This window comes from Microbacterium sufflavum (assembly GCF_023101165.1).
Classification (GTDB): Bacteria; Actinomycetota; Actinomycetes; order Actinomycetales; family Microbacteriaceae; genus Microbacterium; species Microbacterium sufflavum.
This window is the reverse complement of the sequence record NZ_CP078076.1, coordinates 1,942,425-1,956,920: the sequence shown is the minus strand read 5'-3', so window position 1 is coordinate 1,956,920 and position 14,496 is coordinate 1,942,425. Positions and strand designations below refer to the sequence as shown.

Genomic DNA, 14,496 nt, shown 5'->3' with positions numbered 1-14,496 from the left:
CGGTCGAGCCCGGGGATCAGAGCAGGGCGGCGCGCGCGATCCGGCGTCCCCGCCGCCCGGCCAGCAGCAGGTCGGCGACGAACACCGCGATCGCGATCCACACGAGCACGAACCCGATCCATCGCTCCGGCGGCATCGGCTCGTGCAGCACCACCACGCCGATCAGGAACTGCATGATCGGCGTGAGGAACTGGATCATGCCGATCACGGCCAGGTTCACGCGGCGCGTCCCCGCCGCGAACAACAGCAGCGGCACCGCCGTCGCGACGCCCGCGAAACCCAGCAGCAGCGCGTGCACCACACCGTTCGCGCCCATCGTGAGGCCGGAGGTCTGCGCCACCACCACCAGCTGCACCACCGCGATCGGCAGCAGCCAGAACGACTCCAGCGTGAGCCCGCTGACCGCGTCGACCGCCGGACCGATCTTCTTCTTGATGAGCCCGTACACACCGAACGAGGCGGTGAGCGACAGCGCGATCCACGGGAAGGAGCGGTACGCCACGATGATCACGACCACCGCGATCGCGGCGATGCCCACCGCGACCCACTGCAGGCGGCGGATGCGCTCCTTGAGCACGAACACCCCGAGCAGCACGGTCGTGATCGGGTTGATGAAGTAGCCCAGCGCCGTCTCGACCACGTTGCCGCTGAGCGTGCCCAGCAGGAACACCTGCCAGTTGATGTAGATGAGCAGACCGGCCAGTGCCGTCCACCCGAGCAGCCGGGGCGTGCGGAGGATCACGCGGATCGCCGCCCACCCGCGCGTGACCGTGAGCAGCAGCAGGCAGAACACGAAGGACAGCACCACGCGCCACGCGACGACCTCCCACGGGCCCGTCGGCGCCAGGAGCAGGAAGTACAGCGGCAGGACCCCCCACAAGACGTAGGCGGACGCGGCGTAGACGACGCCCGCGGTCGGGGTGGCGCGGGCGGTCTCGGGGGTCACCGCACAACCCTATGCCCGCGGCGCGACCCCGCCGCGCCGGTACCGGGCCGCTCGGGAAGATGGGCGGGAAGTGACCGACGATTGGCGGAAACGCAGAAGGGGTCCGGATGCCGTGGCATCCGGACCCCTTCGGATCCGTGGCCCCGCGCGCGGCGGGGACGGGATTCAGCTGATCAGCGGACGACGACCGCGAGGACGTCGCGAGCCGACAGGACGAGGAACTCGTCGGCGCCGAACTTCACCTCGGTGCCGCCGTACTTGCTGTAGAGCACGCGGTCGCCGACGGCGACGTCGAGCGGAACGCGGTTGCCGTTGTCGTCGATGCGGCCGGGGCCGACCGCCACGACCTCGCCCTCCTGGGGCTTCTCCTTGGCGGTGTCGGGGATGACCAGGCCACTCGCGGTGGTCTGCTCGGCCTCGACCTGCTTGATGACGATGCGGTCCTCGAGCGGCTTGATGGAAACCGACACGGTCTACCTCTTCTTTCTTGACGCTGACACGAAAGACTCGTTCGCACTCTCAACCCGAGAGTGCTAATGCCAGTGTAGGCGGTCGGCTGGCACTCATGCAATGCGAGTGCCAGCCCGGGAACGTCCGCCCCCGCGCGCCTAGGCTGAAGGCGTGGAGATGTCCGAGCTGCGTGCCCTGCTGACCCCCGCCGGCCTCGAACTGCTCGACGGCACCGGCGAGGTGGGCTCGACCGCAGAGGCCGCCGCCGCGGTGTCGCGTCTGCGCGCGGCCGGGCACTCCCCCGACCTCGTCTCCGCCGTGGTCGGCCAGGCGCACCTGCGGGCGAAGGCCGCCGCGAAGTTCGGCCCCTTCGCGGCCCGCATGCTGTTCACCAGGGCCGGCCTCGAACAGGCCACGCGCCTGGGCGTCGCAGCCCGGCACGCGCAGCGCCTGCGCAGCGCGGGGATGACGGCCGTGGCCGACCTCGGCTGCGGCATCGGCGGTGATGCGCTCGCGTTCGCGGGCGCCGGACTCGACGTGCTGGCGGTCGACGCCGACGAGGTCACCGCCGCGATCGCCGCCTACAACCTCGCGCCCTTCGGCGACAGCGTCACCGTGCGGCACGACACCGCGGAGGACGCACTCGGGGAGCCACGACCCGGCCGCGCCGTATGGATGGACCCCGCCCGCCGCACCTCTGGGCACAGCGAGACCCGCCGCGTCGCCGCGGACGACTACTCCCCCTCGCTCGACTGGGCCTTCGGGGTCGCCGCGCGGCAGCCCACAGGGATCAAGCTCGGCCCCGCGCACGACCGCGACGCCCTGCCCGACGACGCCGAGACGCAGTGGATCAGTGCCGACGGGAGCGTGGTCGAGCTCGTGGTGTGGACGCGCGAGCTCGCGCGAGACGGTGTGCGCCGCTCGGCGCTGCTCATCCGCGGCGACCGGTCCCACGAGCTCACCGCTGCGGCGGATGCGGAGGACGCCCCGGTGCGCGACCTCGGCGCGTTCCTCCACGAGCCGGACGGCGCCGTGATCCGCGCCCGCCTGATCGGGGATGTCGCGCGCAGCCTCGACGCGGGCATGCTCGACCCCCGCATCGCCTACCTCACGTCGGACACCGCCCTGACGAGCCCGTTCGTGCAGAGCTTCCGCGTGCGGGACGTGCTGCCGATGAACACCAAGGGCATCAACGCGGCGTTGAAGGCGAACGGCATCGGGCGGCTGGAGATCAAGAAGCGCGGGGTGGACGTGGATCCCGCGGCGTTCCGGCGCACGCTCACGCTGAAGGGCGACGCCGAGGCGACCCTGATCCTCGTGCGGATCGGCGACCGGCGCCGCGCGATCCTCGCCGACCGGGTGTCCGCGGCCGACTGATCGCTCAGCCGTCCGGGTCGCGATCGGGGATCTCCACCCGGATCGGATCGCCGGGCGGACCCGTCGTCACCAGATACGAGTCTCCGGACGGCGCCTCGGAGAACACCGCCCCGGTCGTGACCGACAGGTACGGGGCCTGCCAGCGCGTGAACTCCACCTGGACCACCGAGACCGCGATCACGTCTCCCGACTCCTGATCGACGTCGACCACCTGCACCCCCAGCCCGGACTCCAGGGCCTCGCTGATCGGGGCGCACTGGCGCGAGGCGTCGGCATCCACGATCAGACACCGCAGGGACACACCGGTGTCCGACGGACGGTCGGCCAGCCACACCGGCTCCCCGTGGAAGAACCCCACCAGCGACAGCCCGAGCTCGTAGCCGTCCGCTAGGAGCTCCTCGGCCCTGGTGCGCTGCTCGCCCTCGAACTGCGACAGCACCGACGAGTTCATGCTCCAGCGCTGGATGCTCACCATCGGCTCGTCGTCGACCGACAGCAGCAGCGTCGCCACGACGTTCTCGACCGCGGCCCCGCCCTCGTCGCCCGGCGGGTCGATCGGGACAGGGACCGTGACGTTCATGCCGTCCGCGGCGTCGTCCGCGGGCAGGCAGGTCGACTGCGAGCGGTCGCCCACATCGAGCACCAGGCACAGTCGCCGGGCGTCGTCCTGCGTCGCGAACCACGCGAGCGCGTCGTCGCTCTCCGCCACCGCCCGCACCGATCCCTGGTCGTAGTCCTCGGCCGCGAGCTCGGCGCGGCGCTGCTCCTGCGCGGCGGTCAAGGGCAGCGCGGCGTCGCGCGGGGCGAACAACGCCCAGCCCGCTCCCACCCCGACCGCCACCAGCGCGAGGGCCGCGGCGACGACGATCGACGCCCGGCGACGCCGCGCGAGCGGCAGCGACGGTGCGTCCTCCGCCGCGGTGCCGTGGGGCTTCGGGACAGCGTCCCCCTCCGACGAGGGGTCGCCGTGATGCCCGGCGGCGGCCTCCGGGGCGGCCTCGCGCGGCCCGGACGCCGCGCTCTCGTGCCGGGCGGAGGCGGAGGCGAACGCGGGGCCGGACGCACCGGGGCCGGACACACCGGAGGCGGACGCGGAGGCGCGGCGGGCGTCGTGCAGCGCGCGGAGGCGGCGCGCCTGCACGTCGTCGAGCCCGGGGCCGCGGCCGTAGGCGCGACGCTCCAGCTCGCGCAGCTCGCGCTCCTCCGCGTCGGTCCACGATCCCCCGCTGCCGGGCGTCGCCGTGGCGTCCGGCGTCTCAGTCCCCTCCGGCACCGGCGACACCCCCCTCGCGCGTGATCACGAGGACCATAGGCCCCGTGTCCATCGGCAGCTCATAGCGCGTCATCGCGCCAGAGTCCGCATCGGCGACCTCCAGCGTGAGGCCGCGGCCGTACTCGCCGAACGTCTCGGCGGCCTCGCACGTCATCGGCGCCTCCGCGGTCGAGCCGTCGTAGATCAGGCACTGCCGCCCCTCGCCGATCCGCGAGGCCACCCATAGCGGGATGTCGCCGTCGTACCCGGCCACCCAGATCGAGTTCGGATCGAACCCGTCCTCCGCCAGGCGCTCGGCGGTGGCGTTCTCCTCGTCGTTCGCGTACTCGATGCCGGTCACGGTGCTCGAGTAGTCGGAGGAGGCGGCGGCGACCGCGGCCTCGCCGCTCGCGGTCAGCAGCAGCTGCGCGCTGACCTGCCTCTGCCGCTCCTCGTCGGCGCCGAGGGTCAGCGAGCCGTACAGCCCGGTGTTCTCGACCTGCTCGGCAGGACCGCAACTGGGCATGGTGCTCTTGCCCGACCCCAGGACGAGGCAGATGCGCGCGCGCTGCTCCTGGGTCGCCGTCCAGATGACCACGTCGTCCTCCACCGCGAGCGCCCGCACCGACCCGGGGTCGTAGACGCCCGAGGCGACGAGGTCGTTGTGCCACACCTGTTGCTCGGCCGTCAGCGCGACCGCCGGCGCCGCAGATCGGCCGAACGCCGCCCAGCCGATGCCCACGCCGACCGCGACCAGGAGCACCGCGGCGAGCGCGAGGACGAGGGGACGACGGTTCCGCAGCGTCCCGAGGACGCCCGTCGCGTCGGTGCGCCCCGAAAACTCGCTGTCGACGCCGGCACCCGGATCCGAGCCGTCTGCACTCTCCGGCGACGCGTCGCCCGGGCCGCCACCGGACACCGCGTCCGCGCCCGATGCCGAGGCCGTGCTGGCATCGGAAGCCGGGCCGGTGTCGCATGCCGCGGCATCGCGAGCCGGCACCCCGGAGGCGTCCGCACGCCCCGCACGCCGGAGCTCTTCGAGAGCGGCCAGCCGGGCGGCCTCGGCGGCCGTGAGGGCGCCATCGCGGGCGTAGGCCTTCCGCTGCAGCGCCCGCAGCTCGTCGTCGCCCCCCGCCGACGGCATCGCTAGCCGAGCCTCTCGAACTGCATACCGGCCCACACCAGCCAGGCCAGGCTGTACACGGTCGCGCACAGGCCGAGAGCGAGCGCCCAGCGCGCGATCGCGCGGTTCTCCATCGGACGCCGCAGCGACATGATCGCCGCGATCACCGCGACCACCGCGACCGGGATCCCCCAGCCGACGAAGAACGACGCGCCCAGCGCCACGATCGCCGCCAGCAGGGCCCAGGGCGCGAGCCGCGTGTCGTCGACGGGCGCCGGCTCGGTGACCGACGGCTCCCACTCCGCATCCTCGTGACGGTCGATGTCCGGGCCGCTCACCACCACGGGCTCGATGCCGACCGGACCCGTGGGCAGCTTGCTGTATCCGTCGCGCCGCGCGCCGGGGATCCGCGCCGTCGCCGCCGAACGGTCCACCTGTTCGCTCGCCCGCTCGAGTCGCGCAGGGGGCGTCGGGGTCGCGTCTCCCGCCGGTCGCGGCACGTCGCTCATACCGCCACCGCCTCCGCGACCTGGATCTCGGTCACCGGCAGGGTCGAGTCGGCGCCGAACGCGAGCGTCGACGGCGGACGACCAGACGAGATCAGCTCGGCGGCGAGCGCCGCGATCATCGCGCCGTTGTCGGTGCACAGCGACAGCGGCGGGATGCGGACCGTGACGCCCGCCTCCGCGGCGCGCGCCAGGGCGACCTCGCGCAGCCGCCGGTTCGCGATCACGCCGCCACCGAGCAGGAGCCGCGGGACTCCCAGGTCGGCGCAGGCGGCCAGCGCCTTCGTGACGAGCACATCGACCACGGCCTCGCGGAAGCTCGCGGCGACATCGGCGATGGGCAGCGCCGGGGCCTCGTCGCCCGCCGCCGCGGCCTCCGCCTCGAACCGCTCCACCCACCGCGCGACGGCGGTCTTGAGCCCGGAGAACGAGAAGTCGTACCGGTGCTTCGCGAGGTCGGACGCCCGGGACAGCCCGCGCGGGAACCGGATCGCCTCGGGATCCCCGCCCACCGCGGCCCTGTCGATCTCGGGGCCTCCGGGGTACGGCAGCGACAGCAGTCGCGCGACCTTGTCGAACGCCTCGCCCGCCGCGTCGTCGACCGTCTCGCCCAGCAGCTCGACATCGGTCGTGAGGTCGCGCACGTGCAGCAGCGACGTGTGCCCGCCCGACACCAGCAGCGCGATCGTCGGGTACTCGAGCGGCTCCGACTCCGGCGTCAGGATGTCGGCGGCGATGTGACCGACCAGGTGGTTGACGGCGTACAGCGGCTTGTCGAGCGACACCGCGAGCCCCTTCGCCGCGCCGACACCCACCATGAGCGCGCCCGCCAGTCCCGGACCGCTCGTGACGGCGACCGCGTCGAGCTGGTCCAGGCGCACCCCGGCCTCGGCGAGCGCGGCGTCGATCGCCGGCTGCAGCGCCTCCAGGTGCGCACGAGCCGCGACCTCCGGCACCACTCCGCCGTAACGGGCGTGCTCATCCATGCTCGACGCGATCGTGTTGGACAGCAGCGTGCGGCCGCGCACGATCCCGATCCCGGTCTCGTCGCAGCTCGTCTCGATGCCGAGCACCAGGGGCTCGCTCATGCGTTCGCCTCCTCCGGCGTATCGGCGACCGCGGGGTGGCGGCGCAGGTCCAGACGCATCACGATCGCGTCGACGTCGTCGGGCTGATAGTAGCGGGGGCGTCTGCCGATCTCCTCGAAGCCCTCGGCCCGGTACAGCCCCTCCGCCGGCGGGTTGTCGGCCCGCACCTCGAGGAACATCTCCCTGGCTCCCCGGGCGGCCGCCGCCCGGAGCAGAGCGTGCAGCAGCGCACGCCCCCGGCCCCGGCCCCGGTGCTCCGCGAGCAGGGCGATGGTCTGGATGTCGGCGTCCGCGCCGCCATGGAGAGCCCTGACCCCGCCGTACCCCACGATCTCGCCGTCGACCTCGTCGACCAGATAGCGGCCGTGCGGACTCGACAGCTCGCTCGCCATGGTCTCGCGGCTCCAGGCGTCGGTGGGGAACGACCGCTCCTCGATCGCCATGATCGCGTCGAGGTCGCCCGGCACCGCCTCCCGCAGCGTCACGAACCCACCTTCTTCGGCGCTCCGGGCAGCGTCACGTCGGGGTGACGGAGGTACAGCGGCTCGGCGTCGGCGAGCGTGCGGCCCGCGGCCAGCGCCCGCGCGCCCGCCCTGGCCAGGTCGACCGCGGAGAGCACGGTCGTGTCGACGCGCGGGATGCCGTCGAGGTGGGTGTCCGCATCGGCGGCCCGCACCAGCACCGTGTCGGCCACGACCACCGGCAGTCCGTCGTCGTCGAGCCCGTCGAACACCGTGACCGCGACCTCGCGGCGGCGTGCGTCGGTGACGATCGCGAACGGGCCGGACTGCGTCGGCAGGGCCGTGAGCGCCGCCGCGGTGTGGCTCGGGACCGGCAGCACGGGCAGGCCGCGGCCGAGGGCGAACGCGCGGGCGGCGGCGATCCCGATGCGCAGCCCGGTGAACGGTCCAGGACCCATGCCGGACACGACGTGGGTGATGCCGTCGGAGCCTCCGTCGCGGAGCACCCCGGCGAGCAGATCGCCGATCACCTCCGCATGACCGAGCGGATCGGCGGTGCCCGCCTCGGCCCGCGGCGTCCCGTCGGGGTCGATGAGAGCGACGGCGGTGCCAAGGGACGTGTCGACGGCGAGGATCACCCCTCCAGGGTAGTCGTCACGGGCCCTCCGGCGCCGTGCAGGAGGGGCCGCCCGCTCAGCCCAGGGGCGCCCTGACCGGGTAGTCCTGATCCTCCAGGATGACCTGGGCGGCCGCGCCCGTCGTCCGGTTCACGACCACGGGCGCCAGGAGGTTCACGCTCACGCCATCCGCCGAGGGGTGCGCGACCACGAGCACCAGGGCGTCGTCGGGCGAGCGCAGTGCCAGGTCGTCCACCTGGGCGTCGCTCAGCGTCGGCGCATACTCCCCGAGCACGGTGCTCGGGTCGACCAGGTACAGCCGCAGCGCCTCGTCGGCCACGGCCCGCAGCGCGAACAGCCCGTCGGCGCCGTCGATCGGCGCGAGCGAGAAATCGACGTGCGGGGCGAGCCCGGGAGGCGGGGCGGTGAAGGTGAGCGCCGCGGTCATCGCAGGAAGTCCATCAGCGAGGGCTGCAGCACGCGGGCGTTCACCGCGAGCGCCGACCGGTAGACGAGCTCCTGGGCTTGGAGGCGGATGAGGACCTCCACGGAGTCGACGTCCTCGACCGCCGCGCGGCGGGACTCGAGGGACACGGAATTCTGCACGGCCGCCTCCTTGGCGCGTTCGATCTGGGACTGACGGGTGCCGACCGAGCCCTGCACCCCGAGCATCGCGGTGCGGCGGTCGTCGATCTCGCCGAGCCGCGGCCCGACGTTGGTGCCGGAGCGGAGATCCGCCACGATGCGGTCGACCAGCGCGAACACGGAGTCGTCCCCCGTGCCGAACACGGCCGCGCCGTCGGTGTCGACGCGGACCGAGGCGGCGTCGGACACGCGGCGCGTGACCTCGGAGCCCGCGACGCCGCTGTACGAGTAGTCGGCCGCGAAGGCCGCAGTGTCCGACGTGCCGGCGAACACGGAGCGGCCGAGCAGGCGGGTGTTCGCCTGCGCGAGCAGCTCGCCCCTGATGCCCTCCAGCTCCACCGCCAGGGCCTCCTTGGCGGTCGCGTCGAGCCCGCCGTCGTTGGCGCCCTGCGCCGTGAGGTCGCGCACGCGGGACAGCAGCGAGGTGCTGGCGGTGATGGCGCTGTCGGCCGCGGTCACCCACGCCAGCCCGTCGTCGATGTTGCGGGCGTACTGCTCGGTGCGGCGCTGCTCGGCGTGCAGCGCCAGGGTCGCGGCCGCGGCGGTCGGGTCGTCCGACGGTGCCGCGAACGCCTTCTGCGAGGTCGCCTGGTCCTGCAGCCGCGCGAGCTCGGACAGGTTGGCCTGCAACTGGCGCATGGCCGTCTGGGTCATGGTGGACTGCGTCACGCGAGAGATCACGGTGCTCCTCCGATCAGCGTCCGACGACGCCCGTGCGGTTGATCAGGACGTCGAGGGCCTCGTCCACGGCGGTGAGCACGCGGGCGGCCGCCTGATACGCGGTCTGGTAGGTGAGGAGGCTGATCGTCTCCTCGTCGCCGTCGACGGCCGCGACGGACTGCTGGGCGCCGATGGCCCCCGCCGCCGCCGACTCCGACACCTTCGCGCGCTGCACGTCGGCGGCGGTCGAGACGCCGAAGCGGGTGACCTGGTCGGTCCACAGCGCATCGGGCGAGGTGGCGCGCCGTCCGATCTGCGAGATGAGATCGGCGTTGCTCGCATCCTTCGCCCCCGCGCCCGGAGCCGCCAGGGCCAGCTGGTCGGCGCTCGTCACGGCCACGCGCAGCCCGAGGGCCGCGGAACCCGTCGCCGGGAGGGTGAAGAAGTCGCCGCCCGGCTGACCGGAGGCCGTGACACCGGCCCGATGCTGCGCGTTGAGCGACTCGGCCAGCGCGGTCGCCACACGGTCGTAGGTCGAGGCGAGCTGCGCGAGCATGCCCCCGTCGGCGGCCGGCGCCAGCACCGACAGCGTGCCGCCCAGCTCGCCGCCGTCGACCGAGACCGGAAGGTCGGGTGCCGACTCCCAGATCACTCCGACGCGCTGCCCCGCCTCGATCGCGGTCGGCCCGGTGAGGGCGAGACGCCGGGCGTCACCGCCGGAGACCAGGGCGTTGCCGCCGAGGCGCAGCGTGAGCGTGCCGTCGCTCTCCAGGGTCCCGGTGCCGCCCGTGAGGCGGGCGACATCCTCCGCGAGCACGGTCCGGCGATCCATCAGCTCGTTCACCGAACGCCCGGCGGCGAGCGCGTCGCGGATCTCGCTGTTGAGCACCGCGATCTGCTCGGCGGCCGCATTCACCTGATCGACCGCGCGAGCCGCCGACTCGCGTGCGGCCGTCCACTGCGCTGCCACCGTGCGGTAGCCGCCGGCCACGTGCGCGGCGAGCTCCTTCGCGGACTCCAGGACGCTCGCCGCGGCGGCGCCGGAGTCGGGCGTGTTCGCGAGCTCCTGCCACCCCGCCCAGAAGGAGGTGAGGCGGTTGGCGAGGCCCTTGTCGGTCGGCTCGCCCAGAGCAGCCTCGGCCGTGGTCGCGGCGAGGGCGCGTGCCGACCAGTAGCCCGAGGTGCCGAGGGTGTCGCGCACCCGCGCGTCGAGCAGGGCGTCACCGAGCCGGGCGACGCCGTCGATCGACACGCCGTGGCCGGGGAGCGCCCCCATGCTGAAGCGGCCCGTCTGGGCGACGGCGGCGATCGACGAGGTCTCGACCCGCTGCCGCGTGTACCCCTCGGTCTTCTGGTTGGCGATGTTCTGTCCGACGACGTCCATGCCGCGGCGTGCCGCGGCGAGTCCGCTCGCGGCGGTGTTCAGTCCACTGAAGGTCGACATGGTCCCCTCTCGGTCACATCTCTGTGTCGATGATGCGGGCGGAGTCCTCGCGGGCGCGGTCTCCACGGGTGGTGTACTCGCCGCTCTCGAGGCCGAGCGCGGCGATGGTCTCCTGCGTCGCGCGGAGCACGCCGCTGAGCTGCTCGGCGGTGGAGTCGCGCATCTGCTCGACCTCCGCCGTCAGCCGCACGAGCGCGCGCAGGTGGTCGGTGAGCACGTCGGCCCACGCCCCCTCCGGCGCGTGCTCGATGAGCTCCGTGATGGTCGCCTCGTCCGAGGCGCCCCACTCCTGCGCGACTCCGGCGACCTCGACGGCCCTGGACAGTCCTGCACTGCGCAGACGATCGAGTACCTGATCGATCTCGCGTGCCGCAAACTGTATCCAGTGCGATCGGCCAGCCGCGAGCAGCAGTTGCTGCTCGTCGAGCTTGAAAAGCAGCATCTCGAGCAGCTCGCGCTCGCGCCAGAGCTGCATCGATAGTTCGTTGGCTCCCATGATCCCCTTGTTCCCCAGCGATCCCCCGCCCCAACGCCGGTGCGATCGACCCGCCTGTTAACGGTTCATTAATCCCTATCGGCCGCCGCGCCCATAAGGTTACTATGTGGAACGGCGGTGGTTAGTTCTCCCCATGTACATATCGCGAATTATGTGATATGCGCATCTACCCCTCGCCATGGAGCTTCCGGAGTGCATCCAGAGAGGTGGATCATCCCCCATGTCGTCGCGCGCTGAGCGCAACCGCCTCGTCGAGGCCAACCTTCCCCTGGTCGGCTATCTCGCTGCGGACACCCATGCTCGGGCAACCCACATCCCCCGCGAAGAGCTCGCCGCCGTCGGCGCGCTCGCCCTCGTGACCGCCGCCGACGCCTACGACCCCGCGCTCGGCGTCCCCTTCGGCGCCTACGCCCGGCGCCGCATCCTCGGTGCGTTCGCCGACGAGATGCGCTCCATGGACTGGGCGTCCCGCGGCATCCGCAAGCGCATCAAGGAGACCGTCGCCGTGCGCGACACCCTCACCGCCGCCCTCGGCCGCACGGCCACCGTGTCCGAGGTCGCGACGGCCATGGGCTCGCCCAGGGAGGCCGTGTCGGAAGCACTCGCCGACGCCGCGCGCACCGTCTCCACCATCGACGACCCGGCCGCCCGCGACCTCGTCGCCGACGTGCGCCTGCCGGAGGAGTCCGCCCTGGTCGGGGAGCGCCGCGAGGTGCTGGAGCACGCGATCGCCGCCCTTCCCGAGCGCATGCGCCGCATCGTGCTGGCCGTGTACATCGAGGAACGGCCCGTGAAGGAGATCGCCGAAGAGCTCGGGGTGACCCACTCTGCCGTCTCGCAGCAGCGATCGGAGGCCGTGCGGCTGCTGCGCGACGCGCTCGACCGCTACTTCGCCGAGGGCACGGTGGAGCCGGTCGCCTCCACCCGCATCTCCCCCGCCGCCCGCGACGCCTACTTCGGCCGGATCGCCGAGGCCGCCGGCGCCCGCATCGGCGAGGTGTTCCGCACCGCGGCCCCCGCCTGACCACGCCGCGTCCCTAACGCGCGCGCCTCCTCCGCCGATAGGTGTGAGCGGGAGACCACGGACGGTCCCCCGTACAACACATCACGGAGGAAACCCTCATGGGTATGCAGATCAACACCAACGTGTCGGCGCTCAACGCCTACCGCAACCTGTCCAACACGCAGAACGACGTGTCGAAGTCGCTCGAGAAGCTCTCGAGCGGTTTCCGCATCAACCGCGCAGCGGACGACGCCGCCGGCCTCGCGATCTCCGAGGGCCTGCGCTCGCAGGTCAACGGCCTGAACGTCGCGGCCCGCAACGCCCAGGACGGCATCTCGGTCATCCAGACCGCAGAAGGCGCCCTGACCGAAGTGCACTCCATCCTGCAGCGCGTTCGCGACCTGACCAACCAGGGCGCGAACGACTCGAACAACGCGAAGTCGCGCGACGCCATCCAGACCGAGATCTCCGCCCTGGGCGACGAGCTCACCCGGATCGCGGCGAGCACCAACTTCAACGGCATCAAGCTGCTCTCGGGCGGCTCGACGCTGACGTTCCAGGTGGGCGCGGGAGCGGTCGCCGCCGAGGACCAGATCTCGGTGAACCTGACCAACTTCGCCACGCTCGGTGCCGACATCAAGACGCTCGCGACGGGCATGACGGACGCGGCATCGTACGGCGCTGCTCTGGCGGGCATCGACACGCAGATCCAGGCGGTCTCGACCGCACGTGCCGGCTACGGTGCGCTGCAGAACCGCTTCGAGTCGACCATCAACAGCCTCAACGTGTCGGCCGAGAACCTCGCCGCCGCCGAGAGCCGCATCCGCGACACCGACATGGCGTCCGAGATGGTCAAGTTCACGTCGGCGAACATCCTGTCGCAGGCGGGAACGGCGATGCTCGCACAGGCCAACCAGGCCAACCAGGGCGTGCTCCAGCTGCTGCGCTGATCCGCACCGCAGCACTGAATCGCACCGGGGGTCCGGGTGACGGCGCCGTCCGTCACCCGGACCCTCCCCCACACGGAAGGGATCGCGCATGTCGCTCTCGCTCGACGGCCTCGTGTCCGGCCTGAAGACCACCGACATCATCAAGGCGCTGATGGACGTGCACGCGATCCCGCGCACGCTGCTCAAGGCGAAGATCGACGACAAGAACGCCGTCATGACGCAGCTGCGCACCCTCAACACCGCCGTGCAGAACCTCGCGACCGCCGCCGAGAAGGCCGCAGCCCCCGGTGGTCTCGACCGCTTCACCGGCACCTCGTCGTCCGACACCGTGAAGGTCGCGCTACGGGCCGGAGCCGTCCCGCTCACCACCGACATCGTCGTCGACCGCGTCGCCCAGACCCACACCGTCGTCACCGCCGCCTCGCGCGGCTGGGCCGTCGACCCGCCCGTGCTCACCCTGGAGAACGCCGCGGGCGAGCGCGTGCAGGTGCAGGCCGACTCCGCGTCGATCCAGGACATCGCGCAGGCGATCAACGACGCCGACACGGGGATCGTGGCCACCGCCGTGCCCGCCGGGCGCGACGCCGACGGCAACCCGCTGCACCGCCTGCAGCTGCGCGCCGAGGACTCCGGTGAGGCCGGGCGCTTCCGCGTGTACCGCGGCGATATCGCCGCCGTGCAGAACGGAACCGCGACCGACGTCGCCACCGAGACCGGCGCGGCCGTGATCGCCACCGGCACCGACGCCCAGGTGCGCCTGTGGGCAGGAACCGGCGCCGAGCAGGTGCTCACCTCGACCAGCAACACCTTCACCGACCTGTTCGAGGGCGTCGACGTCACCGTCTCCACCCCCTCCACCACCCCGGTCACCGTGACCGTCGCCGTCGACACGGCCGCCCGCACCAAGGCCTCCGGCGAGTTCATCGCCCTCGTGACCGACATCTTCACCCGTATCGACAACGGCTCGAAGGCGACCGTCCCCACCGGTCAGGGCGGCAAGACGACCCTCGGCGTGTTCACCGGCGACAGCACCATCCGCGGCATGCGCACCGCGCTCGCCGACGCCGTGCAGCACCCGGTCGACGGCGTCTCGCCCTCCACCATCGGCATCTCGACCGACATGTACGGCAAGCTCACGTTCGACGAGGACAAGTTCGCCGAGGAGCTCGCGAAGGACCCGGATGCGGTCGGCGCGCTCTTCTCCGCGGTCGCCGCGCGCATCGAGGAGACCGCGACGTCGTTCTCCGACAAGTACGACGGACTGCTCACCACCCGCATCACCGGGCAGGAGAGCGAGGTCAAGAGCCTCGGCGAGCAGATGGAGCGCTGGGACGTGCGCCTCGCGCAGCGCAAGGCCACCCTCGAGCGCACCTACGCCCGGCTCGAGGTGATGCTGTCGCAGATGCAGTCGCAATCGTCGTACCTGGCGTCGCAGATCAACTCGCTGCCGAGCAGCCGCTCCGGATCGGACTCGTGAG

General features: G+C 72.5%; 16 protein-coding genes. 4 read left to right on the top strand and 12 right to left on the bottom strand.

Features of this window, described 5'->3' with window-relative positions; genetic code table 11:
• Positions 1 to 16: 16 nt before the first annotated feature.
• Positions 17 to 946 (bottom strand): EamA family transporter RarD, encoded by a 930-nt coding sequence (rarD, locus tag KV394_RS09640; RefSeq protein WP_136035192.1) that lies wholly within the window; start codon positions 944 to 946, stop codon positions 17 to 19.
• 173 nt (positions 947 to 1,119) lie between these two features.
• Entirely contained in the window at positions 1,120 to 1,416 is a 297-nt protein-coding gene (gene groES / locus KV394_RS09635) for a co-chaperone GroES (RefSeq protein ID WP_017203655.1), read from the bottom strand.
• Positions 1,417 to 1,567: 151 nt separating this feature from the next.
• Between groES and KV394_RS09630 the strand changes: the two genes are divergently transcribed.
• The gene (locus KV394_RS09630; protein WP_247981332.1) at positions 1,568 to 2,773 is read left to right on the top strand and encodes a class I SAM-dependent methyltransferase; all 1,206 of its coding nucleotides are present in this window, start codon (positions 1,568 to 1,570) and stop codon (positions 2,771 to 2,773) included.
• A 4-nt stretch (positions 2,774 to 2,777) separates the two neighbouring features.
• Here KV394_RS09630 and KV394_RS09625 read toward each other — a convergent pair whose 3' ends face one another.
• Genes KV394_RS09625 through flgN form a run of 10 tightly spaced genes read right to left on the bottom strand, consistent with a single transcriptional unit; the run spans position 2,778 to position 11,065 of the window.
• The gene (locus tag KV394_RS09625; RefSeq protein ID WP_247981331.1) at positions 2,778 to 4,046 is read right to left on the bottom strand and encodes a hypothetical protein; all 1,269 of its coding nucleotides are present in this window, start codon (positions 4,044 to 4,046) and stop codon (positions 2,778 to 2,780) included.
• Positions 4,030 to 5,169 carry a hypothetical protein gene (locus tag KV394_RS09620; RefSeq protein WP_247981330.1) on the bottom strand — a complete coding sequence of 380 codons (1,140 nt, stop codon included), beginning with the start codon at positions 5,167 to 5,169 and terminating at the stop codon, positions 4,030 to 4,032. The genes KV394_RS09625 and KV394_RS09620 overlap by 17 nt, the downstream gene beginning before the upstream one ends.
• A 2-nt stretch (positions 5,170 to 5,171) precedes the next feature.
• Positions 5,172 to 5,657, bottom strand: coding sequence for a hypothetical protein (locus tag KV394_RS09615; RefSeq protein ID WP_136031035.1), 486 nt, complete (start codon positions 5,655 to 5,657; stop codon positions 5,172 to 5,174).
• The gene (gene tsaD, locus KV394_RS09610) at positions 5,654 to 6,742 is read right to left on the bottom strand and encodes a tRNA (adenosine(37)-N6)-threonylcarbamoyltransferase complex transferase subunit TsaD (RefSeq protein WP_136031037.1); all 1,089 of its coding nucleotides are present in this window, start codon (positions 6,740 to 6,742) and stop codon (positions 5,654 to 5,656) included. Before tsaD ends, KV394_RS09615 begins: the two co-directional genes overlap by 4 nt.
• A complete protein-coding gene (gene rimI, locus KV394_RS09605) occupies positions 6,739 to 7,227 on the bottom strand; it encodes a ribosomal protein S18-alanine N-acetyltransferase (RefSeq protein ID WP_136044835.1) in 489 nt (162 codons plus the stop codon). The genes tsaD and rimI overlap by 4 nt, the downstream gene beginning before the upstream one ends.
• Positions 7,224 to 7,841 (bottom strand): tRNA (adenosine(37)-N6)-threonylcarbamoyltransferase complex dimerization subunit type 1 TsaB, encoded by a 618-nt coding sequence (gene tsaB, locus KV394_RS09600; protein WP_136031041.1) that lies wholly within the window; start codon positions 7,839 to 7,841, stop codon positions 7,224 to 7,226. Before tsaB ends, rimI begins: the two co-directional genes overlap by 4 nt.
• Positions 7,842 to 7,896: 55 nt before the next feature.
• Positions 7,897 to 8,268: a flagellar assembly protein FliW gene (locus tag KV394_RS09595; RefSeq protein ID WP_136035474.1), complete on the bottom strand. Its 372-nt coding sequence runs from the start codon at positions 8,266 to 8,268 to the stop codon at positions 7,897 to 7,899.
• Positions 8,265 to 9,146 carry a flagellar hook-associated protein FlgL gene (flgL, locus tag KV394_RS09590; protein WP_247981329.1) on the bottom strand — a complete coding sequence of 294 codons (882 nt, stop codon included), beginning with the start codon at positions 9,144 to 9,146 and terminating at the stop codon, positions 8,265 to 8,267. The genes KV394_RS09595 and flgL overlap by 4 nt, the downstream gene beginning before the upstream one ends.
• 13 nt (positions 9,147 to 9,159) lie before the next feature.
• Positions 9,160 to 10,569, bottom strand: coding sequence for a flagellar hook-associated protein FlgK (flgK, locus tag KV394_RS09585; RefSeq protein WP_247981328.1), 1,410 nt, complete (start codon positions 10,567 to 10,569; stop codon positions 9,160 to 9,162).
• A 13-nt stretch (positions 10,570 to 10,582) separates the two neighbouring features.
• Positions 10,583 to 11,065 (bottom strand): flagellar export chaperone FlgN, encoded by a 483-nt coding sequence (gene flgN / locus KV394_RS09580; protein ID WP_136031050.1) that lies wholly within the window; start codon positions 11,063 to 11,065, stop codon positions 10,583 to 10,585.
• Positions 11,066 to 11,285: 220 nt separating this feature from the next.
• Here flgN and KV394_RS09575 point away from each other — a divergent pair, with 220 nt between their 5' ends.
• From KV394_RS09575 to fliD, 3 genes are all read left to right on the top strand, one after another.
• Positions 11,286 to 12,089 (top strand): sigma-70 family RNA polymerase sigma factor, encoded by an 804-nt coding sequence (locus tag KV394_RS09575; protein WP_247981326.1) that lies wholly within the window; start codon positions 11,286 to 11,288, stop codon positions 12,087 to 12,089.
• A 98-nt stretch (positions 12,090 to 12,187) separates the two neighbouring features.
• Positions 12,188 to 13,018, top strand: coding sequence for a flagellin N-terminal helical domain-containing protein (locus KV394_RS09570; protein WP_136044837.1), 831 nt, complete (start codon positions 12,188 to 12,190; stop codon positions 13,016 to 13,018).
• Between the two features lie 88 nt (positions 13,019 to 13,106).
• Complete coding sequence (gene fliD, locus KV394_RS09565) at positions 13,107 to 14,495, top strand: flagellar filament capping protein FliD (RefSeq protein ID WP_136035470.1); 1,389 nt, start codon at positions 13,107 to 13,109, stop codon at positions 14,493 to 14,495.
• Position 14,496 lies beyond the last annotated feature (1 nt).

Coding starts and splice junctions, on each gene's coding strand:
- KV394_RS09615 (WP_136031035.1), bottom strand. CDS start 5,657: ATGAGCGACGTGCCGCGACCGGCGGGAGACGCGACCCCGACGCCCCCT.
- KV394_RS09575 (WP_247981326.1), top strand. CDS start 11,286: ATGTCGTCGCGCGCTGAGCGCAACCGCCTCGTCGAGGCCAACCTTCCC.
- KV394_RS09570 (WP_136044837.1), top strand. CDS start 12,188: ATGGGTATGCAGATCAACACCAACGTGTCGGCGCTCAACGCCTACCGC.
- KV394_RS09595 (WP_136035474.1), bottom strand. CDS start 8,268: ATGACCGCGGCGCTCACCTTCACCGCCCCGCCTCCCGGGCTCGCCCCG.
- fliD (WP_136035470.1), top strand. CDS start 13,107: ATGTCGCTCTCGCTCGACGGCCTCGTGTCCGGCCTGAAGACCACCGAC.
- KV394_RS09620 (WP_247981330.1), bottom strand. CDS start 5,169: ATGCCGTCGGCGGGGGGCGACGACGAGCTGCGGGCGCTGCAGCGGAAG.
- flgK (WP_247981328.1), bottom strand. CDS start 10,569: ATGTCGACCTTCAGTGGACTGAACACCGCCGCGAGCGGACTCGCCGCG.
- tsaD (WP_136031037.1), bottom strand. CDS start 6,742: ATGAGCGAGCCCCTGGTGCTCGGCATCGAGACGAGCTGCGACGAGACC.
- flgN (WP_136031050.1), bottom strand. CDS start 11,065: ATGGGAGCCAACGAACTATCGATGCAGCTCTGGCGCGAGCGCGAGCTG.